At 72.7% G+C, this 15,364-nt stretch carries 10 protein-coding genes; 1 reads left to right on the forward strand and 9 read right to left on the reverse strand.

All coding sequences use genetic code 11. The features are described from left to right. Nucleotides 1-677, forward strand: a 677-nt coding sequence (locus tag ACFW22_RS06870; RefSeq protein ID WP_386400028.1) for a DUF2087 domain-containing protein, incomplete at its 5' end; no start/stop codon positions are given. Nucleotides 678-808: 131 nt separating this feature from the next. Here ACFW22_RS06870 and ACFW22_RS06875 read toward each other — a convergent pair. From ACFW22_RS06875 to ACFW22_RS06915, 9 genes are all read right to left on the reverse strand, one after another. Continuing rightward, nucleotides 809-2,158 (reverse strand): acyltransferase domain-containing protein, encoded by a 1,350-nt coding sequence (locus tag ACFW22_RS06875; RefSeq protein ID WP_386400031.1) that lies wholly within the window; start codon nt 2,156-2,158, stop codon nt 809-811. Between the two features lie 34 nt (nt 2,159-2,192). Beyond that, nucleotides 2,193-3,152 carry a class I SAM-dependent methyltransferase gene (locus ACFW22_RS06880; RefSeq protein ID WP_386400033.1) on the reverse strand — a complete coding sequence of 320 codons (960 nt, stop codon included), beginning with the start codon at nt 3,150-3,152 and terminating at the stop codon, nt 2,193-2,195. Between the two features lie 28 nt (nt 3,153-3,180). Beyond that, a complete protein-coding gene (gene panD / locus ACFW22_RS06885) occupies nt 3,181-3,597 on the reverse strand; it encodes an aspartate 1-decarboxylase (RefSeq protein ID WP_386400271.1) in 417 nt (138 codons plus the stop codon). Between the two features lie 14 nt (nt 3,598-3,611). Further along, complete coding sequence (locus ACFW22_RS06890) at nt 3,612-4,817, reverse strand: cytochrome P450 (RefSeq protein WP_386400036.1); 1,206 nt, start codon at nt 4,815-4,817, stop codon at nt 3,612-3,614. Further along, a complete protein-coding gene (locus ACFW22_RS06895; RefSeq protein WP_386400039.1) occupies nt 4,814-6,076 on the reverse strand; it encodes a cytochrome P450 in 1,263 nt (420 codons plus the stop codon). Before ACFW22_RS06895 ends, ACFW22_RS06890 begins: the two co-directional genes overlap by 4 nt. 79 nt (nt 6,077-6,155) lie before the next feature. Further along, nucleotides 6,156-9,494: an ACP S-malonyltransferase gene (gene fabD / locus ACFW22_RS06900; protein WP_386400041.1), complete on the reverse strand. Its 3,339-nt coding sequence runs from the start codon at nt 9,492-9,494 to the stop codon at nt 6,156-6,158. Further along, on the reverse strand, nt 9,494-10,495 hold the full coding sequence (locus ACFW22_RS06905) for a methyltransferase (RefSeq protein WP_386400043.1): 1,002 nt from the start codon (nt 10,493-10,495) through the stop codon (nt 9,494-9,496). Before ACFW22_RS06905 ends, fabD begins: the two co-directional genes overlap by 1 nt. Nucleotides 10,496-10,517: 22 nt before the next feature. Beyond that, nucleotides 10,518-13,643, reverse strand: coding sequence for an amino acid adenylation domain-containing protein (locus tag ACFW22_RS06910; protein WP_386400046.1), 3,126 nt, complete (start codon nt 13,641-13,643; stop codon nt 10,518-10,520). Continuing rightward, nucleotides 13,640-14,410: a hypothetical protein gene (locus tag ACFW22_RS06915; RefSeq protein ID WP_386400049.1), complete on the reverse strand. Its 771-nt coding sequence runs from the start codon at nt 14,408-14,410 to the stop codon at nt 13,640-13,642. The genes ACFW22_RS06910 and ACFW22_RS06915 overlap by 4 nt, the downstream gene beginning before the upstream one ends. Nucleotides 14,411-15,364 lie beyond the last annotated feature (954 nt).

Below are 15,364 nucleotides of genomic sequence, written 5' to 3' on the forward strand. Positions count from 1 at the left end.
CGGTCTCCACCGACCTGGCCAGCAACAAGATCACGCGGATGGGGCGCTCACCCGACGGTTCCGGCCGGCGCGGCGCCCGGGCGCCGCGCCGGTCCGTACCGGCAGGAACGCGGAACACTCTGATGACACCTGACGAATTCACCCTCGTGCTGTCCGACCCGACACTGCGCCGCGTCTTCTCCGCGGTCGCGCTCGGCTCGTCCACCTCGTCCGAGATCCTCACGGCCGCGGGGCTCGACACCCCGGTGGCGGCCAAGGCCATCGGGCAGCTGACCCGGACCGGTCTGCTCGTGCCCGAGGGGCGCGGCCGGCTCGTCGTCAACGAAGGCGCCCTGGAGGAGGCCGCGCAGACCGCCGCCCGCCGCCGGGAGGAGGAGGCCGCGGCCGAGCAGCCCGACGCCCGGCTGCGCGGCTTCGTACGCGACCGGGTGCTGGTGGGTCTGCCCGAGGAGGCCGACCACGAGGCGCGGTCCACGGTGCTGCGGCACGTGGGGGAGGTCACCTTCACCGCAGGCGAGGAGTACGACGAGCGCACGGTGACGGAGCGTCTGGAGCCCTGGTGCGAGGACGGCGTCCTGGACGCCGTGTCCCTGCGCCGGGCCCTCGTCGACCTCGGGGTGCTGCGCCGCGAGTCGGGGCTGTACGGCCTCACCGCCGCTCCGGTCGGCGCCGCCTGACACCCCGGGGCCCCCGCCCTGTCGGACGGGGGCCCCGGGGTCGTCGCGCGGATTCCGGACGGCTGCCGGGTCGCCCCTTTCGGTTCTTGTCGGCCGGGCCCGCGGGCCCGGCAGGATCCGGAAGGGGCGGCCTAAGCGGGGGCGGTCGGGCCCGCCGCCACCGGTGCCGGCCGGGGCCGGCGCACCGCGTCCAGTACGGCGGCCTGGTACGGGGTGAGGGAGCTCGCGCGCTCCTGCGGGAACAGCGCGGCCCAGTTCGGTTCCCGTCCGCAGGCGTACAGGGTCCCGAGCGAGGCGAGCATGGAGCGGACCTCGGCCCGCCGCCTGCCGGACGACAGCAACCATCCCTGCCGTTCCCCGTGTTCGAGGGTCTGGCGAACCGGGCTCAGCAGTACCGGATGGGCGCTGACCTCAAGGAACACCTCATGACCCGCGGCGCCCAGACGTTCCACCGCGGCCGCGAACCGTACCGGTTCCCGCACGTTGCGCATCCAGTAGGCGGCCCCGAGCCCGGCGCCCCGCACCGGCTCGGCCGTCACGGTCGAGTACATCGGCAGGCGGGTCGGGGCCGACTCCAGGGTGCGCAGGGCGGCGTGCAGGTCCTCGCGCAGCTCGTCCACGTAGTGGCTGTGCGAGGCGACCGTTCCCTTGATCACCCGGCAGTAGACGTCCCGCGCCTCCAGCTCGCCGACGAGCGCGGCGAGCGAGTGCGAGTCCCCCGCCAGGACGGTGGAGCGGGGGCTGTTCTCCCCCGCCACGCTGATCCCGCCGCCGCTCGCCTCGGCCACCGCCCGCGCCTCGGCGGGTGAGAGCTCCGTCGTGGCCAGCGCTCCCTTGCCGGAGATCCGGCGCAGCAGCGCGCTGCGCCGGCAGGCCACCATCAGGGCCTCGCGCAGGGTCAGTCCACCGGACGCGTGGGCGGCGGCGATCTCCCCCATGCTGTGCCCGACGACCGCGTCGGGCGTGATCCCCCAGCTGCGCCAGAGCTCCGTGAGGGCGATCTGCAAGGAGACCATCGTCGGCTGGAGGACGTCCAGTTCGCCCAGCCGGGCCTCCTCGGCGGACAGCTGCAGCTGCTCGACGACGGAGAAGCCGGCGAACTCGCTCACGAGCCGGTCACAGCGGTACATCTCCTCGCGGAACACCGGCTGCTGCGCCAGGAGTTCACGACCCATCCCGTACCACTGGGCGCCCTGCCCGGCGAAGACGAACACCAGCCCGGGGCGCCGGGCCGTGGTCTCCGCCGGCACCCGCCCCGCCTCGCCCGTGCAGGCCCCTTCGAGCTGCGTGCGCAGGTCGTCGTAGGAGTCGACGGCGAAGGCGATCCGGTGGACGCCGCTCGTGCCCGTCGCCGCCTCGTGGCAGTACCGGGCGAGTGAGGGCAGTTCGCGTCCGGCACGGATCCTGTCGATGTGGGCGTACAGCAGGACCTGGAGCAGGTCCTCGGTGTCGGCGGCGACGGCGAACAGCCGTGGACTCACGCTTCCCCCTTTCGGTTTCGGCCCGGGCGGCGGGTCATCGGCGGACGGCGATCCGGTGGCGGTAGCTCTCCATCGGCAAGCCGCTCATCCACGGCACGATGCCCAGCTTGCTGAGCGCCTTGATCGCGGGCGACGGCTGGTAACCCGCGAACATGCCGCCGAACATGAGGATCTGGCTGTGCGCGGCGATCTGGCGCACCAGCGGGTTCATGCGCTGCTTGCCGAGGGTGGTGCGGAAGTGGCTGCCGGGTGCCATCCGGCGGCGGACGGCGGCGCGGACCCGGTCCGAGATGTCGTGGTCGGCCGTCCACTCCAGGCCCGCGGTCTCCTCCGCCGTGCGCCGCATGGTCTCCGTGCGCTGTCGGGTGTAGACGTCGATGTGGCTGAGGAAGCCGCCGGGGCGCAGCACGCGTGCGGCCTCGGCGAGGAACCTGCCGAGGTCGGGGTAGGTGTGCGAGCTCTCGATGTTGACGAGCACGTCCACGGATCCGTCCTCGAAGGGCAGGTCCTCCGCGTCGCCGTGGACGAAGGCGAGCGCGTCGCCCCGGGACAGGGTGGCGGTGGCCCGTGCGACGGCCTTCGGTGACAGGTCCAGGCCGGTCATGCGGGCGCCGGGGGCGATGCGGGAGAGGAGGTTGAGGCCCTCCCCCATGCCGCAGCCGACTTCGAGGACGTGGCGTCCGGCGTAGTCGTCGAGGTCGATGGGGAGCTCGCGCAGGGCGAGGAAGTAGAGCTGCTCGCTGAAGCCGTCGGTCCAGGGCTCGCCGAAGCCGGGCACCCGGGCGCGGATCTCCTCGACGAGGGCGGGGTCGTGCATGCCCCAGTTCCACAGGGCCCCGTGGCCGGAGAGGGTGGCGGCCATGTCGTAGATGGTGGCGCTGGCGGACTTCATGCCGGCGGCGTTCTCGCCGCGGCGGGCCGTGCCGGACTCGTCGAGGTTGATGTCCGCGAGACCGCTGGTGAAGGCGGTCATGACGTCAGGGGTGGCACTCATGTGGGTCTCCGGTGAGCGGGGTGGGTGGTCAGGCGGTGACGGTGTCGCCGCGCACCAGACCGAATCCTTCGGGCACTGCGGCGGGGTCGGTGCCGGTCGTGACGGGTCGGTTGTCGGCGTCGACGAACACGACGCTCGGTTCGTACGAACGGGCGTGCTCCTCGCTCATGGAGGCGTAGGAGATGATGATGACGAGGTCGCCGGGGCTGACGAGGCGGGCCGCGGCACCGTTGATGCCGATGACGCCGCTGTCGGCCTCGCCCTCGATGACGTAGGTGCTCAGGCGGGCCCCGTTGTCGATGTCGACGACGTCGACCTTTTCGCCGGGCAGCAGGTTCGCGGCGGCCATCAAGGTGGAGTCGATGGTGACGGAGCCCACGTAGTGCAGGTCCGCCTGGGTCACCGTCGCGCGGTGGATCTTGGACTTGAACATCTCTCGGTACAGCACGTTCTCTCCGTTCACCAGGTCACCGGTAGCTCTTGGACGCCGTAGATGATCGCGTCCGGGCGGGTTCGGACCTCGGCGGCGGGCACGCCGAGGCGCAGTCCGGGGAAGCGTCCGAACAGGGCCTCGAAGGCGACCCGCAGTTCCAGTCGGGCGAGTTGCTGGCCCACGCACTGGTGGACTCCGTGCCCGAACGCGAGGTGCGGTACGGGCTCGCGGGTCACGTCGAGCACGTCCGGCAGGGTGCAGAGCACCGGATCGCGGTTGGCCGCCGCGAAGGAGAGCGAGACCGCGTCCCCGGCCGCCATCCGCTGCCCCTCGAACTCCAGGTCCTCGCCCGCCGCGCGGATGCCGCCCGCGTGGACGACCGTCAGGTAGCGCAGCAGCTCTTCGACCGCCCGCTCGGCCAGCGAGGTGTCTGCGGCCAGCGCGGCCGCCTGCTCGGGGTGCTCCAGCAGGGCGAAGGTGCCGAGGCCGATCATGTTCGCGCTGGTGTCGTATCCGGCGGTCAGCAGCACGCTGCCGACCGTGACGAGCTCCTCGTCGGTGAGCCGGCCCTCGGTGACGAGGGTCGCGAGCAGGTCGTCCGCCGGTTCGGCGCGCTTCGCCTCGACCAGCCCGCGCAGCAGGCCGGTGATGGCGTGCCAGCCGGCGATGGCCTCCTCGGCACTGGAGTGCACCGCGAAGAGGGCCTTGATGGCCCGGGCGAACGCCGGGCGTTCCGACACGGGGACGCCCAGCAGCTCGCAGATGGCCGACGCGGCCATGGGCTCCGCGAATCCCGTCACCAGGTCGACCGGGCCCTCGCCCTTGTCCTCGGCCATGGCGTCCAGGTGGCCCCTGGCGAGCTCCGTCAGCCGGGGTTCCAGGGTGCGGGTGCGGCGCGCCGAGAACCAGGCGGCCACCGCCCGCCGGTAGCGGGTGTGCTCCGGCGGGTCCATCGCCGTGAACATGCCCGGGGCCGGCTCCGTGCGGTCCGTCGCCATGGGCAGCGGAATGGGCGAGCGCAGCGCATCCCCCCGGGAGCTCATCCGGGGGTCGGCCAGCAGCTTGCGGACCTGGGGGTAGCCGGTGACCAGCCAGCCCACGTGCCCGTCCGGGAACTCCATGCGGGCGACCGGGTGCTCCGCGCGGAGCGCGCCCAGTTCGGGTGCGGGGTCGAAGGGGCACCGGCCCCGCTTCATCGGCAGGCCCGGGACCGTGGGAACGTCGTCGGTCATCGCAGTTCGTCCTCCGGGGACAATCGGACGGGAAGCCGCTGCATCGAGAGCAGGTAGCGCGGCTCGATCTCCTGCGGGTCGACGGCCAGCGACAGGTCGGGAAAACGCTTGAACAGTGCGGTCAGGGCGACCTCTCCCTCGATCAGGGCGAGGCTGGCGCCCAGGCAGTAGTGCGCGCCCCGGCCGAAGCCCAGGTGCGGGTTCTGCTCGCGGGTGACGTCGAGGCGTCCGGGCTCCTCGAAGACCTCGGGGTCCCGGTTCGCGGCGGCCAGCACCACCTGGATGGCCTCTCCTGGCTCCACCTTCACTCCGCCGATGTCGACGGGCTCGGTGGCGAAGCGGCGGAAGGTGTGCTTCACCGGCGCGGTGTGGCGGACGAGTTCGGCGACGGCCCGGCTGCCGAGGGAGGGGTCCTCCTTCAGCAGCTCCAGCTGGTCGGGGTGCTGGAGCAGGGTGAAGACCCCGAGCGCGACGAGGTTGCGGACGGTCTCGTGACCGGCCTGGACGAGGACCATCGCCAGGGCGGTCAGCTCGTCGTCGGTCAGCCGGTCGCTGTCCTCCTCGTGGACCTGCACGAGTTCGGAGATCAGGTCGTCGCGCGGCGCGGCCTGGCGGGCGGCGATCAGTTCCCGGGTCACCCGGGCCATGCCCCGTACGGCCGGGGCGAACTGCTCGGGGTTCGGGCGCAGGGCCTGGGCGAGGGCCTCGCTCCACTCGCGCCACTGCTCGCGGTACTCCTCGTCGACGCCGAGGAGTTCACAGATGACGATGATGGCCAGCGGGTGTGCGTAGTCCGCGATCAGATCGGGCTCGGACTTGCCGGCGAGGCCGTCCAGCAGGCGCTCCGCCACGCGTTCGACGGCCGGGGTCAGGGCCAGCATCCGCCGGGCGGACAGGGCCCGGGTGACGAGGCGGCGGACCCTCATGTGGTCCTCGCCGTCCATGGTCAGCAGGGTGGAGTCGAACATGTCGACGATGTCCTCCGGGATGCCCCGGCTGAGCATGCTCTCGCGGTGGGAGTCGCCCGGCGGGCGGCTGCGCAGGGTCGGCTCGCCGAGCACCGTCTTGACGTCGTGGTGTCCGGTGACCACCCAGACGTCGCTGCCGTCGGCGAACTTGCCGCGGCAGACGGGCCGGGGGCTGCCGAGCCAGCGCTCCCCCGCCTTCGGGTCGGTGATGAACTTCGGGTCGGACAGATCGAACTCGCTCGCCAGGTCGTCCGATGCGGTGCTGGGTTCCGGTGCGGGGGTCTCGGTCATGCGGTCTGCCTCGCTCGTTGCTGAAAGTGTCGGTCGTGCGGGTGCTGCCGTGTGCGTGGTCGCGCCGGCCCTTCGGAGGTCAGGAGCTGCGGCTGCGGAGCCCGCCGCCCACGACCTCGGCGGCCTCGGTCATCAGGCGCTCGGCGAGCACGTCGGCGTGCCGGTCCCGCCAGGCGTGCAGGGGGGTGCCGGCCAGCCACCGGTTGCAGGCGCCGAGGGCCGGTCCGCAGGGGATCTGGTAGTCGGCGACGCGGTCCGGCGTGCCCTCGATCGCCCAGGTGGCCGCCTGGGCGCAGTACCAGCGGAAGACCAGTGCCATGCGCCGCTTGGGGTCGAGGACGGACTCGGCGGAGTTGCCGAGGCGGGCGAGGACTTCCTCGAAGGAGGCCCCCAGGTAGTCGCGCTCCACCTTCCCGCGCACCGCGGCGGGCACCGCTTCCCACGAGTCGTGGTTGCGCCACAGGTCGTGGAGCTTTCCCGCGCGGGCGTGGAACAGCACGCCCTTGCGCAACACCCTTGCCCGACCGCCCAGTTCGAAGAGGTCTCCGTAGGGCGCGAAGGCGGTGTCGTGTACGTCGGCCTCCTGCAGGAGGTCCTTGGCCGCCGCGCTGGTCCCGCTCTCGGCGGTGCACGCGTTGATGGAGCCGGTGAGGACGAAGTCGGCGCCCAGGACGAAGGAGGCCGCCGCCGACTCGGGGGCTCCGATGCCGCCCCCGGCCCCGACGCGTACGGCCCCGGCCACTGCGCCGAGCTCCGCGCGCAGCCCGCGCAGCGCGGGCAGCAGCGCCCACAGGGTCGCCATGTCGGAGTGGTCCCCGGCGTCCCCCACCGCGCAGACGTCGTCGGCCAGCGCGATGCGCGCGCCCGCCTCGGCCTCCTCGGGGGTGAGCAGCCCCTCCGTCACCAGCCGGCCCACGAGCGCCGCGGGCGGCGGCTCCAGGAACAGGCGGGCGGCGTCCGGACGGGTCACCTTCGCCAGGATCTTGCGGGGCACGTGCACGCTGCCGTCCGCCCGCACCCGGGCGCCGGTCAGCCGGTGGCGTACCAGGGCGGGCGTCGCCTCGACGTGGGTGGAGGCCTCCACGAACCGGACGTCGTCCCGGATCAGTGCGTCGACCAGCTCGGACTCGGCCCGCGGGTCGAAGGGGTCGTGCGTGACGTTGACCCCGAACGGCGCCCCGGCCGGGACGCGTGCGCGGATCGCGGCGACCGCCGAGGCCACGTCCCGGGCCGGGAGCCCCGAGGCGCCGTAGTAGGAGAGCAGTCCGGCCCCGGCCATCCGGGCGACCAGGTCGACGGAGCCGACGCCCTGCCGCATCCCTCCGGCGGCGTAGGCGAGGCGGACGCCGTAGTCCCGCCGAAAGCCCTCCGACCCGAGCGACCCGACGGAGCCCGTCGCGGGGCGTACGGGTGCGACCGGCGCGGGCCCGGTACGCACGGGCTCGGTACGGACCGGTCCGGACGGCAGCGGCGCGGCGGACCCCGCCGGCCCGGCAGCGGGAAGTGGGGTCGCCTCGTTCCGGATCCGCTCGATGAGTTTGGTCAGCACCTGCCCCGGACCGAGCTCGCGCACCCGGAAGTCGCCCTGGCCCATCAGGAGCCGGACGCTGTCGGTCCAGCGCACCGGCGAGGCGATCTGCCGGCGCAGGGTGTCGGCCACCGCTCCCGCCGCGTAGGGCCGTCCGTCCACGTTGGCGATCACCGGGATCTTCGGCGGCGCGAAGGCGGTGGCGTCCAGCAGCCGGCCGAACTCCTCGGCGGCGGCGGTCATGTACCGGCTGTGGAAGGGCGCGCTGACGTTCAGCGGCGCGCACCGCGCACCGGCCGCCTTCAGCGCGGGCAGCGCCCGGTTGACCGCGTCCGCGGGACCGGCGATCACGGTCTGGGTGGGCGCGTTGTAGTTGGCGATGTCGATTTCGGAGAGGCCCTGGTCGCGCAGGACCTGCTCCACGAGCGCGGCGTCGACGTACGAGACGGCAGCCATCGTGCCACCCGTGACCTGCCCCATGAGCCGGCCGCGCTCGGCGACCAGGCGCAGACCCGTCTCGAAGTCGTACACCCCGGCGGCGAACAGGGCGGAGAACTCGCCCAGGCTGTGCCCGAGGACGTAGTCGGGCAGGCGCCCTCCCTCGCCCACGGCCGCCAGCCAGGTCAGGGAGTTGACCACGTACAGCGCCGGCTGGGTGTAGCGGGTGTCGCGCAGGTTGCGGCCCCGGTCCTCCAGGCACAGCTCCCGGACGGAGTAGCCGAGGACGGCGTCGGCGCGGGCGACGAGGTCGGGGAAGCGGTCGAACACCTCCCGTCCCATGCCCTTGGCCTGTGCGCCCTGTCCGGGGAAGACGTGGACGTCGAGCGTCGGGGCGGCGGCGGACCGGGGCGCGGCGGTCGCTGCGGCGGCGGACCGGGGCGCGGCGGTCGCTGCGGGAGCGCTCACGGGGTTCACCTCGATTCTTGCGGGGGTGGCGGCGAGGCGGGGGCGCGCGTCGAGGACGGCCCGGTACAGCACCTCGTCGCGGGCGTACGGGGACAACAGGGGAAGCACGCGGGAACCGCTGCCCTCCGGCAGCGCGGCCCGCACCAGGTTGGCCATGGACCCGGAGGGCCCCAGGTCGAGGAAGAGCAGGTCGTCCCGTTCCAGGAGCGGGCCCAGTGCCCGGGTCAGGTCGAAGGGTTCGCGGAGCACCCGCCACAGGTGTGCGGGGTCGGGCATCCGCACGGTCGTTCCGGTGGTGCCGGAGATCAGCGGGAGCGTGGCCGGCTTCATGGCCAGGTCGCCGATCAGTTCCTTGAACACGCCCTCGACCGGGTCGATCAGGGGCGAGTGGAAGGGGAAGAGGACGGGCAGCCGCTGGCAGAGCGTGCCGGTGGCATGGAGGTGTCGTTCGATCCGGTCCAGGACCGCGTCGGTGCCGGCCAGGACGAAGTTCTCCGGTGAGTTCACGGCGGCGACGTGCGCCCCCGCGAGGGCCGGGTCCCGGTCGGCGAGTCCCGCGTCGGCCAGGACCGCGAGCATCCCGCCCCGCGGGCACTCGGCCTCGAAGACGTCGACCTGGCGGAGCAGGGAGCGCAGGCACTCGTCCGGGGCGACGGCGCCGGCGACGGCCGCCGCCGCGACCTCCCCGAGGCTCGCGCCGAGCACCGCGCCGGGTTCGAACCCGTGGCTCCGGAGCATCCGCGCCAGCGCGTACTCGACCATGAAGATGGCCGGCTGGGTGAGGGAGAACTGCGTCATCGGGTGCTCGGGGCCGCGGCCGGCGCCGTGGATCGCCTCGATCACCGAATCGCCGCGCACCTCGCGGACCGTCGCGTCCAGGGAGTCGAGGGCTTCGCGGAAGGCGGCGTCGGCCCCGTAGAGCCACTTGCCCATGCCGTGGTATTGGGAGCCCTGCCCCGCGAACAGGAAGACCGGCGTGAGCATCAGGAGACACGCAGGGAGGATTCGAACACCTTGTGCTGTGTGGGTAGTTGCCCGACCGACTCCACGACGAAGCCGGCCTCTTCGAGGGCGCGCCGCAGGGCGGGCTCGTCCAGTCCGGTGGTGCCCTCGTCGCAGGCCACGGCCTGGAACATCGCCCGCCAGCCGTCGATGTCGTTCTCCACCAGCGGCTCCACGACGAGCAGCCGGGCGTCCGCGGGGCTGTCGGCCATGGCGGTGGCGACGGTGCGCAGGATCCGGACGCAGTTCTCGTAGGTCCAGTCGTGCAGGACGTTCTTGAGCAGGTAGCGGTCGGCTCCGGCGGGGAGCCCGACGAAGAAGTCGCTCGGGGCGAAGTCGATGCGGTCGAGCACGTCCTCCTGCGCGACCCGCTCCAGGGCCGTGCGGCCCCTGGCGCAGACGCTGGCCCGATCGGCGACGGTGCCGCGCAGGTCCGGATGGGCGGCCAGCAGGCCGGGGAGCAGTCCGCCGCTCCCGCCGCCCACGTCGACGACCGTCTTCACGGCGCCGAAGTCGTGCAGGCCGAGCAGGCACTGGGCCACCGGCGTCGCCAGGTCGACCATGCCCTTGTCGAACAGGTCGGCCGTTTCGGGGTGGGACTCCAGGTAGCCGTAGAGGGACTCCCCGAACACCTCCTGGAAGCCGGACTTGCCGGTCTTCACGGTGTGCATCAGGCCGGCGAAGGCGTCGTCGTACAGCTCGGCGGCGAGGATGGCGAAGTGGCGCTGGGTGAAGGGGTGGTCCGCGCGCAGCGGCGCGTAGGCCTCGGTCAGCCGGAACTTCTCCCCGTCGCGTTCCAGGACTCCCGGCACGGTGAGCATCTGGAGGAGGCGGTGGAGGACGTCGGGGTCGGTCCCGGTGCGCTCGGCGAGTTCGGCCGAGGTCATCGATCCGCCGTCGAGGACGTCGGCTATCTCCAGTCGGGCGGCGACCGCGAGGGCCCGGGCGAACCAGCCGCTGACGGCGAGCTTGAGGATTTCCATGGGAGCGTCTCTTTCGGTTCCGTCAGGCGAGCCGGCGCAGCCGGTCGGCCAGGGCGGCGGGGGTGGGGGTCTCGAACACGTCGGTCAGCGCGAGCCGGACACCGGTGATGTCCTTGAGCCGCTGGGCGAGGGCGACGGCCAGCAGCGAGTGCCCGCCGTTGGCGAAGAAGTGCGCGCCGGCGTCGAGGTCGCTGCGGTCCAGCAGTTCGGCGAACAGGCCGACGACGGTGGCCGTGAGGTCGTCCTGGGCTCCGGCACCGCCTTCGCCGCCGTGGCCGCCGACGGCCGGGCCGGAGTGCCGGGCGGCCTGTTCGGCGAGGGCCAGGTGGTCGACCTTGTCGCTGCCGGTGCGGGGAAAGGCGTCCACGGCGATGAACCGGTGCGGGACGACCGAGCGCGGGAGCTGCCCGTGCGCGTGGTCCCACAGTTCGTCCACGGCCTCGGGACGGCCCGGCACCCGGACGAAGGCGGCCAGGTAACCGTCCGCCCCGGGATCGCCGACGACCACGACGGCCGCCGCCTCGACGTCGGGGTGGGCGAGCAGGACCGCCTCGATCTCGGCGGGTTCGATCCGGTTGCCGCGCAGCTTGACCTGCCGGTCCATCCGGCCGAACAGGTCGATCCTGCCGTCGGTCCGCCAGCGGGCCACGTCTCCCGAGCGGTGGAAGCGCCCGTACTCGGCGTTCTCCCCGAAGCGTTCCGCGGTCAGGTCGGGCCGCTCGTGGTAGCCGGAGGCGACGCCGACGCCCGCGACGCACAGCTCTCCGCGGAGGCCGACCGGGAGGGGCCTGCCGTACGGGTCGGCGATGAAGATCCGGGTGTTGGCGACGGGTGAGCCGACGTCCACCCTTCCGTCGTGGCCCTCCGGTACGCGGCCGGCGGTCGCCCAGATCGTGCTCTCGGTGGGGCCGTAGACGTTCCACAGCTCGGCTCCGGCGTCGAGCAGCCGGGTCGCCAGTTCGGCGGGCAGGGGTTCGCCGCCGGTGAGGAGGACGCGTCCGGCCGCCATGTCCGCGGCCTCGCGGGCGACGAGCCGCCACGTCGTGGGCGTCGCCTGCAGCAGGCCGATGTCGTGGGCGGCGACGGCAGCCGCCAGCAGGGTGCCGTCGGTGCGCGCCTCGTCCGGGAGGACCACCGTGTGGCCGCCGTGGAGCAGCGGCATCATCAGTTCGAGCGAGGAGGTGTCGAAGCTGTACGTGCTGAGCCAGCCGGTGGGGCGCGTGGAGCCCGCCACGCCGAAGCGCTCGGCGTAGTCGACGATGTGGTTGACGAGGCTGCCGTGCCGGATCGGGATGCCCTTGGGCTTGCCGGTCGAGCCGGAGGTGTGGATCACGTACGCGAGGGCGTCGGGGTCGACCTTCACCGCCGCCTCGTCCACCGCCACCTGGGGTACCCGGTCCCCGTCGGTGGCGAGCACGGAGACGTGGCCCTCCGGGGCGGTGGTCCCGGCGCCGACGATGACGACGCGGGCCCGCGTGTCGTCGAGCTGGTGGGTCAGGCGCTCCACGGGGTGGTTCGGGTCGAGCGGCAGGTAGGCGGCGCCCGCGAGCCAGGTGCCGAACACCGACGCGGCCAGCGTGGCGCCGCGCGGCAGGAGGAGCGCGACGACGTCGCCGGGACGTACGCCGGCCTCGGCCAGCTGGGCGGCCGTGTCGACGGCCGCGGACCACAGGGCGCCGTACGTGGCCGTGCGGTCGCCCTCCCGTACGGCCACGGCCGTGGGGTCGGCGGCGGCGCGGCGGGCGAAGCCGGTGAGCACCGACGGCAGGCCGATCGCGCGGTTCGTGGCGTTGGCGGCGTCGATGACCTCGTGGTCGCGGGCCGACCAGGACGGCAGGGAGGCGATCGGGGTGTCCGCCCCGGTGCCCAGCGCGACCAGCAGGGCGTCGTAGCGCTGGACCATCAGTTCGACGTCCGACCGGTCCAGCACCCCGGTGTAGAACGCGGCGCGGACCGTGGCGGTCTCCTGGTTGGCCGAGACGAAGAATTCCAGGTCGAACTGGCTGAAGCCGTTCTCGACGACGAGGAGTTCGGCCTCGGCACCGGCGAGGGTGAAGGTGCGCTGGTCCTCGACGAAGGGGACGTAGTTGAAGACGTGCTTGAACAGGGCGTTGCGCCAGCCGGACCCGTCGCGCTCGACCATGTCGAGCACGTCGTCGGTCGGTACGTCCTTGTGCGCCATCGCCTCCATGAACGTCCGCCGGGTCAGGGCCGTGAGGTCCCGGAAGGTGGCGTCACGGTCGAGCAGCAGGCGCAGGACGACGAGGTTGCTGTGGTAGCCGACCGCGTCCACCGCCTCGCGGGGGCGGGTGTTGACCGGCGAGCCGATGGTGAGGTCGGGTCCGGCGCCGTGCGCGGCGAGGAGGACCGCGTAGGCGGTGAGGAGGACGACGGACTCCGGTGCCCGCAGCTCGCGCTGGAGGCGGCGCACGACCTCGTGGGCCTCCGGTGACAGGACGTGGGTGACCTCGTCGCCCCGGAGGGTGGTGACGGGCTGATCACGCTGTTCGCACAGGAGTTCCAGGCCCGAGGAGCGGAAGCCGGCCATGCGTTCCTGCCAGTAGCCGCGGCTCTCGGGGGACGGCGCGGGTTCGCGCAGGGCGGGCACCTCGGCGGGGGCGGGGTGCCCGCCCTCCAGCACCGCCTCGTAGAAGGTGACGAACTCGGCGCGCAGGATGGCCGTCGACTGCACGTCCGACACGGCGTGGTGGAGGGCCAGGCACAGCACGTCGGCATCCGGCCCGTGCAGCAGCAGGGCGCGTACGAGGGGGCGGCCGTCCGGGGTGAACGGGCGGGCCACGAAGGCCGTCAGGACGGCCCCTTCGTCCTCCGCGCCGCCGTGGTGCTCCGCCTCCTCCAGTCCGACGGCCAGGGACGGTGCGACGGCCTTGGTCAGCTCGGCGCCCTCGCGGTGGTAGACCGTGCGCAGCACCTCGAAGCGCTCCGTCAGGAGTCGCAGGGCGTGCGCGGTGGCGGCGGCGTCGAGACGGCCCCGTACGCGCAGGGCCAGCGACAGGTTGTTGGCGCCGCTCCCGGGGACCAACTCGTCGAGGAGCCAGAGGGTCGTCTCCTTGCGGCTCGCCGGTGCGCGCCCGGCCGCGGGACCGGAGCCGCCCCGGACCGGAGCGGCCGTGGTTTCGGCGCTCACGCGTGCTCCCCCGGGCGGCCTGCCAGGACTCCGGCCACGGCTTCGGCGATGGCGGGGGTGCGCAACAGGTCCCGGTGCTCGACCTCGAAGCGCCGCTCGTCCGCGACCTCGATGGGGGCGACGCCGGGCGTGGTGCGCATCCGGTTCAGTCCGCTGGTCACACTGGCGGAGGTGACGACCGTGGCCCCCTTCCAGCCGGGGCGCGGGTCGAGCCCGGCGGCGGTGGCGAGGTAGGACATGAACGAGCCGACCAGCTGGACCAGCTCGCCGGCGTAGTCCTCGTCGAGCCCGGCCCGCCGCAGCGCCGTGGTGCCGATCGGGTGGAAGGCCGCGTACAGTCCGGCGGCGAAAGCGGCCGGGGCCGTGTCGGGCTGCGCGGCGAGCCGCTCGGCGGCGCCGGACAGCTCGGCTATCTCCTCCGGGGTCAGCACGGTGGTCATGTTGCCGACGACCCGGCCGAACTGGAGGTGGACGGTGGGCACGTCGACCAGTTCGGGGTCGAACAGCACCACGCGGGGGGCGGTCGGCTGCCGCTCGCCGATCTTCTCGGCGAGCACACCGGCGAAGACGGAGCCCGCGCAGTAGCCGAGCACGGCGCGGACCGTGCGACCGGAGGCGGCCACCTCGGAGAGCCAGGGCTCCAGGTAGCTGTCGTCCAGGGCGTCGGTCTGGGGGTCGCGGACCGGGGCGACGGTCTGCCACAGGTCGCAGTCCAGCTTCAGACCGGGCGCCAGATCGGCGAACCCACCCTCATTCCTTCCCGTCACCGGAAAATCGGCCGCGAGCACGATATCGGCGTCGGATCGTGCGTCCGAAACGACATTCCACACGGTGGGGTTGGGCATATCAAGATCCCCTGAAAGTCAAAGTTTCATCGATTTGTTTTCTCGGCCATCTCCAGCCAGACCAGGCCAGATCCTAGGGTCGCCCATCAGTGCTGTCCACAAAAAATAATTCGCGGACCGCCGACCATCCGACCGGGGAAACTCCGAGCCGCAAGGGAATCGCGCCAAGGAATTTCAGACACGAAGCAAGGAGTTTCCGCCAACCCGCATCGCTACCCGGCCCCATTTTCAGGAAATTTCATAGGGCACGCACCTCTTCGAGCGAGCGGGGACCCGCCTTGACGGCCGACCCGAGCCCAGGGGGAGAACTTCCCGGACATCCCGATTTGCCGTGTGACGGCCGCCATACGGGACGACCTCCGACGGGAACGGCCGACTCCGGTGCTTCCGTCACGACAGGGACACCGACCGGGCCCCGTGGAGCGGCGGAAACGAGGACCACGGCGGGCGGCGCACCCCGCACGGCCGCGAGCCTGCCGCTTCGCAGGAATCAGACGCCGAGCCCCCGGTCCACCCGCGGCCCGCAGCCGGTCGCCCGGACCTCCGCCGGCGCCGCCCCATGGCGCTGTGCTCGACGGACGGCAGCCAACCAGAAGACATTCAGCCAGTTCACATCGCGGCAGGCGCCACCCACAGAATTCTTTCGCCGAGGCGTTCGGGCACACACCCACCGCATCGACGACCAGTGACGTCCGAGATGCCCGACCGATCGACGCACGCAAGCAGCGCAGAAAAAGCCTTCCGAAATCACGCCCCGCCCGACTTCGACCACCAGACCGTGAATCCGAAATAGATGGTGTCCCGTCGAGTGGTGTAGCAGCGATCTCCGCGTAGCCCCTGGTCATGAGGCGGCCATCGCGCAACTCTCCGAGTAGA

The organism is Streptomyces sp. NPDC058872, from assembly GCF_042743065.1.
Classification (GTDB): Bacteria; Actinomycetota; Actinomycetes; order Streptomycetales; family Streptomycetaceae; genus Streptomyces.

What these genes read in the sequence shown, in the direction of transcription:
- ACFW22_RS06880 (WP_386400033.1), bottom strand. Translation starts at nt 3,152, where the DNA reads ATGAGTGCCACCCCTGACGTCATGACCGCCTTCACCAGCGGTCTCGCG.
- ACFW22_RS06890 (WP_386400036.1), bottom strand. Translation starts at nt 4,817, where the DNA reads ATGACCGACGACGTTCCCACGGTCCCGGGCCTGCCGATGAAGCGGGGC.
- ACFW22_RS06895 (WP_386400039.1), bottom strand. Translation starts at nt 6,076, where the DNA reads ATGACCGAGACCCCCGCACCGGAACCCAGCACCGCATCGGACGACCTG.
- fabD (WP_386400041.1), bottom strand. Translation starts at nt 9,494, where the DNA reads ATGCTCACGCCGGTCTTCCTGTTCGCGGGGCAGGGCTCCCAATACCAC.
- ACFW22_RS06905 (WP_386400043.1), bottom strand. Translation starts at nt 10,495, where the DNA reads ATGGAAATCCTCAAGCTCGCCGTCAGCGGCTGGTTCGCCCGGGCCCTC.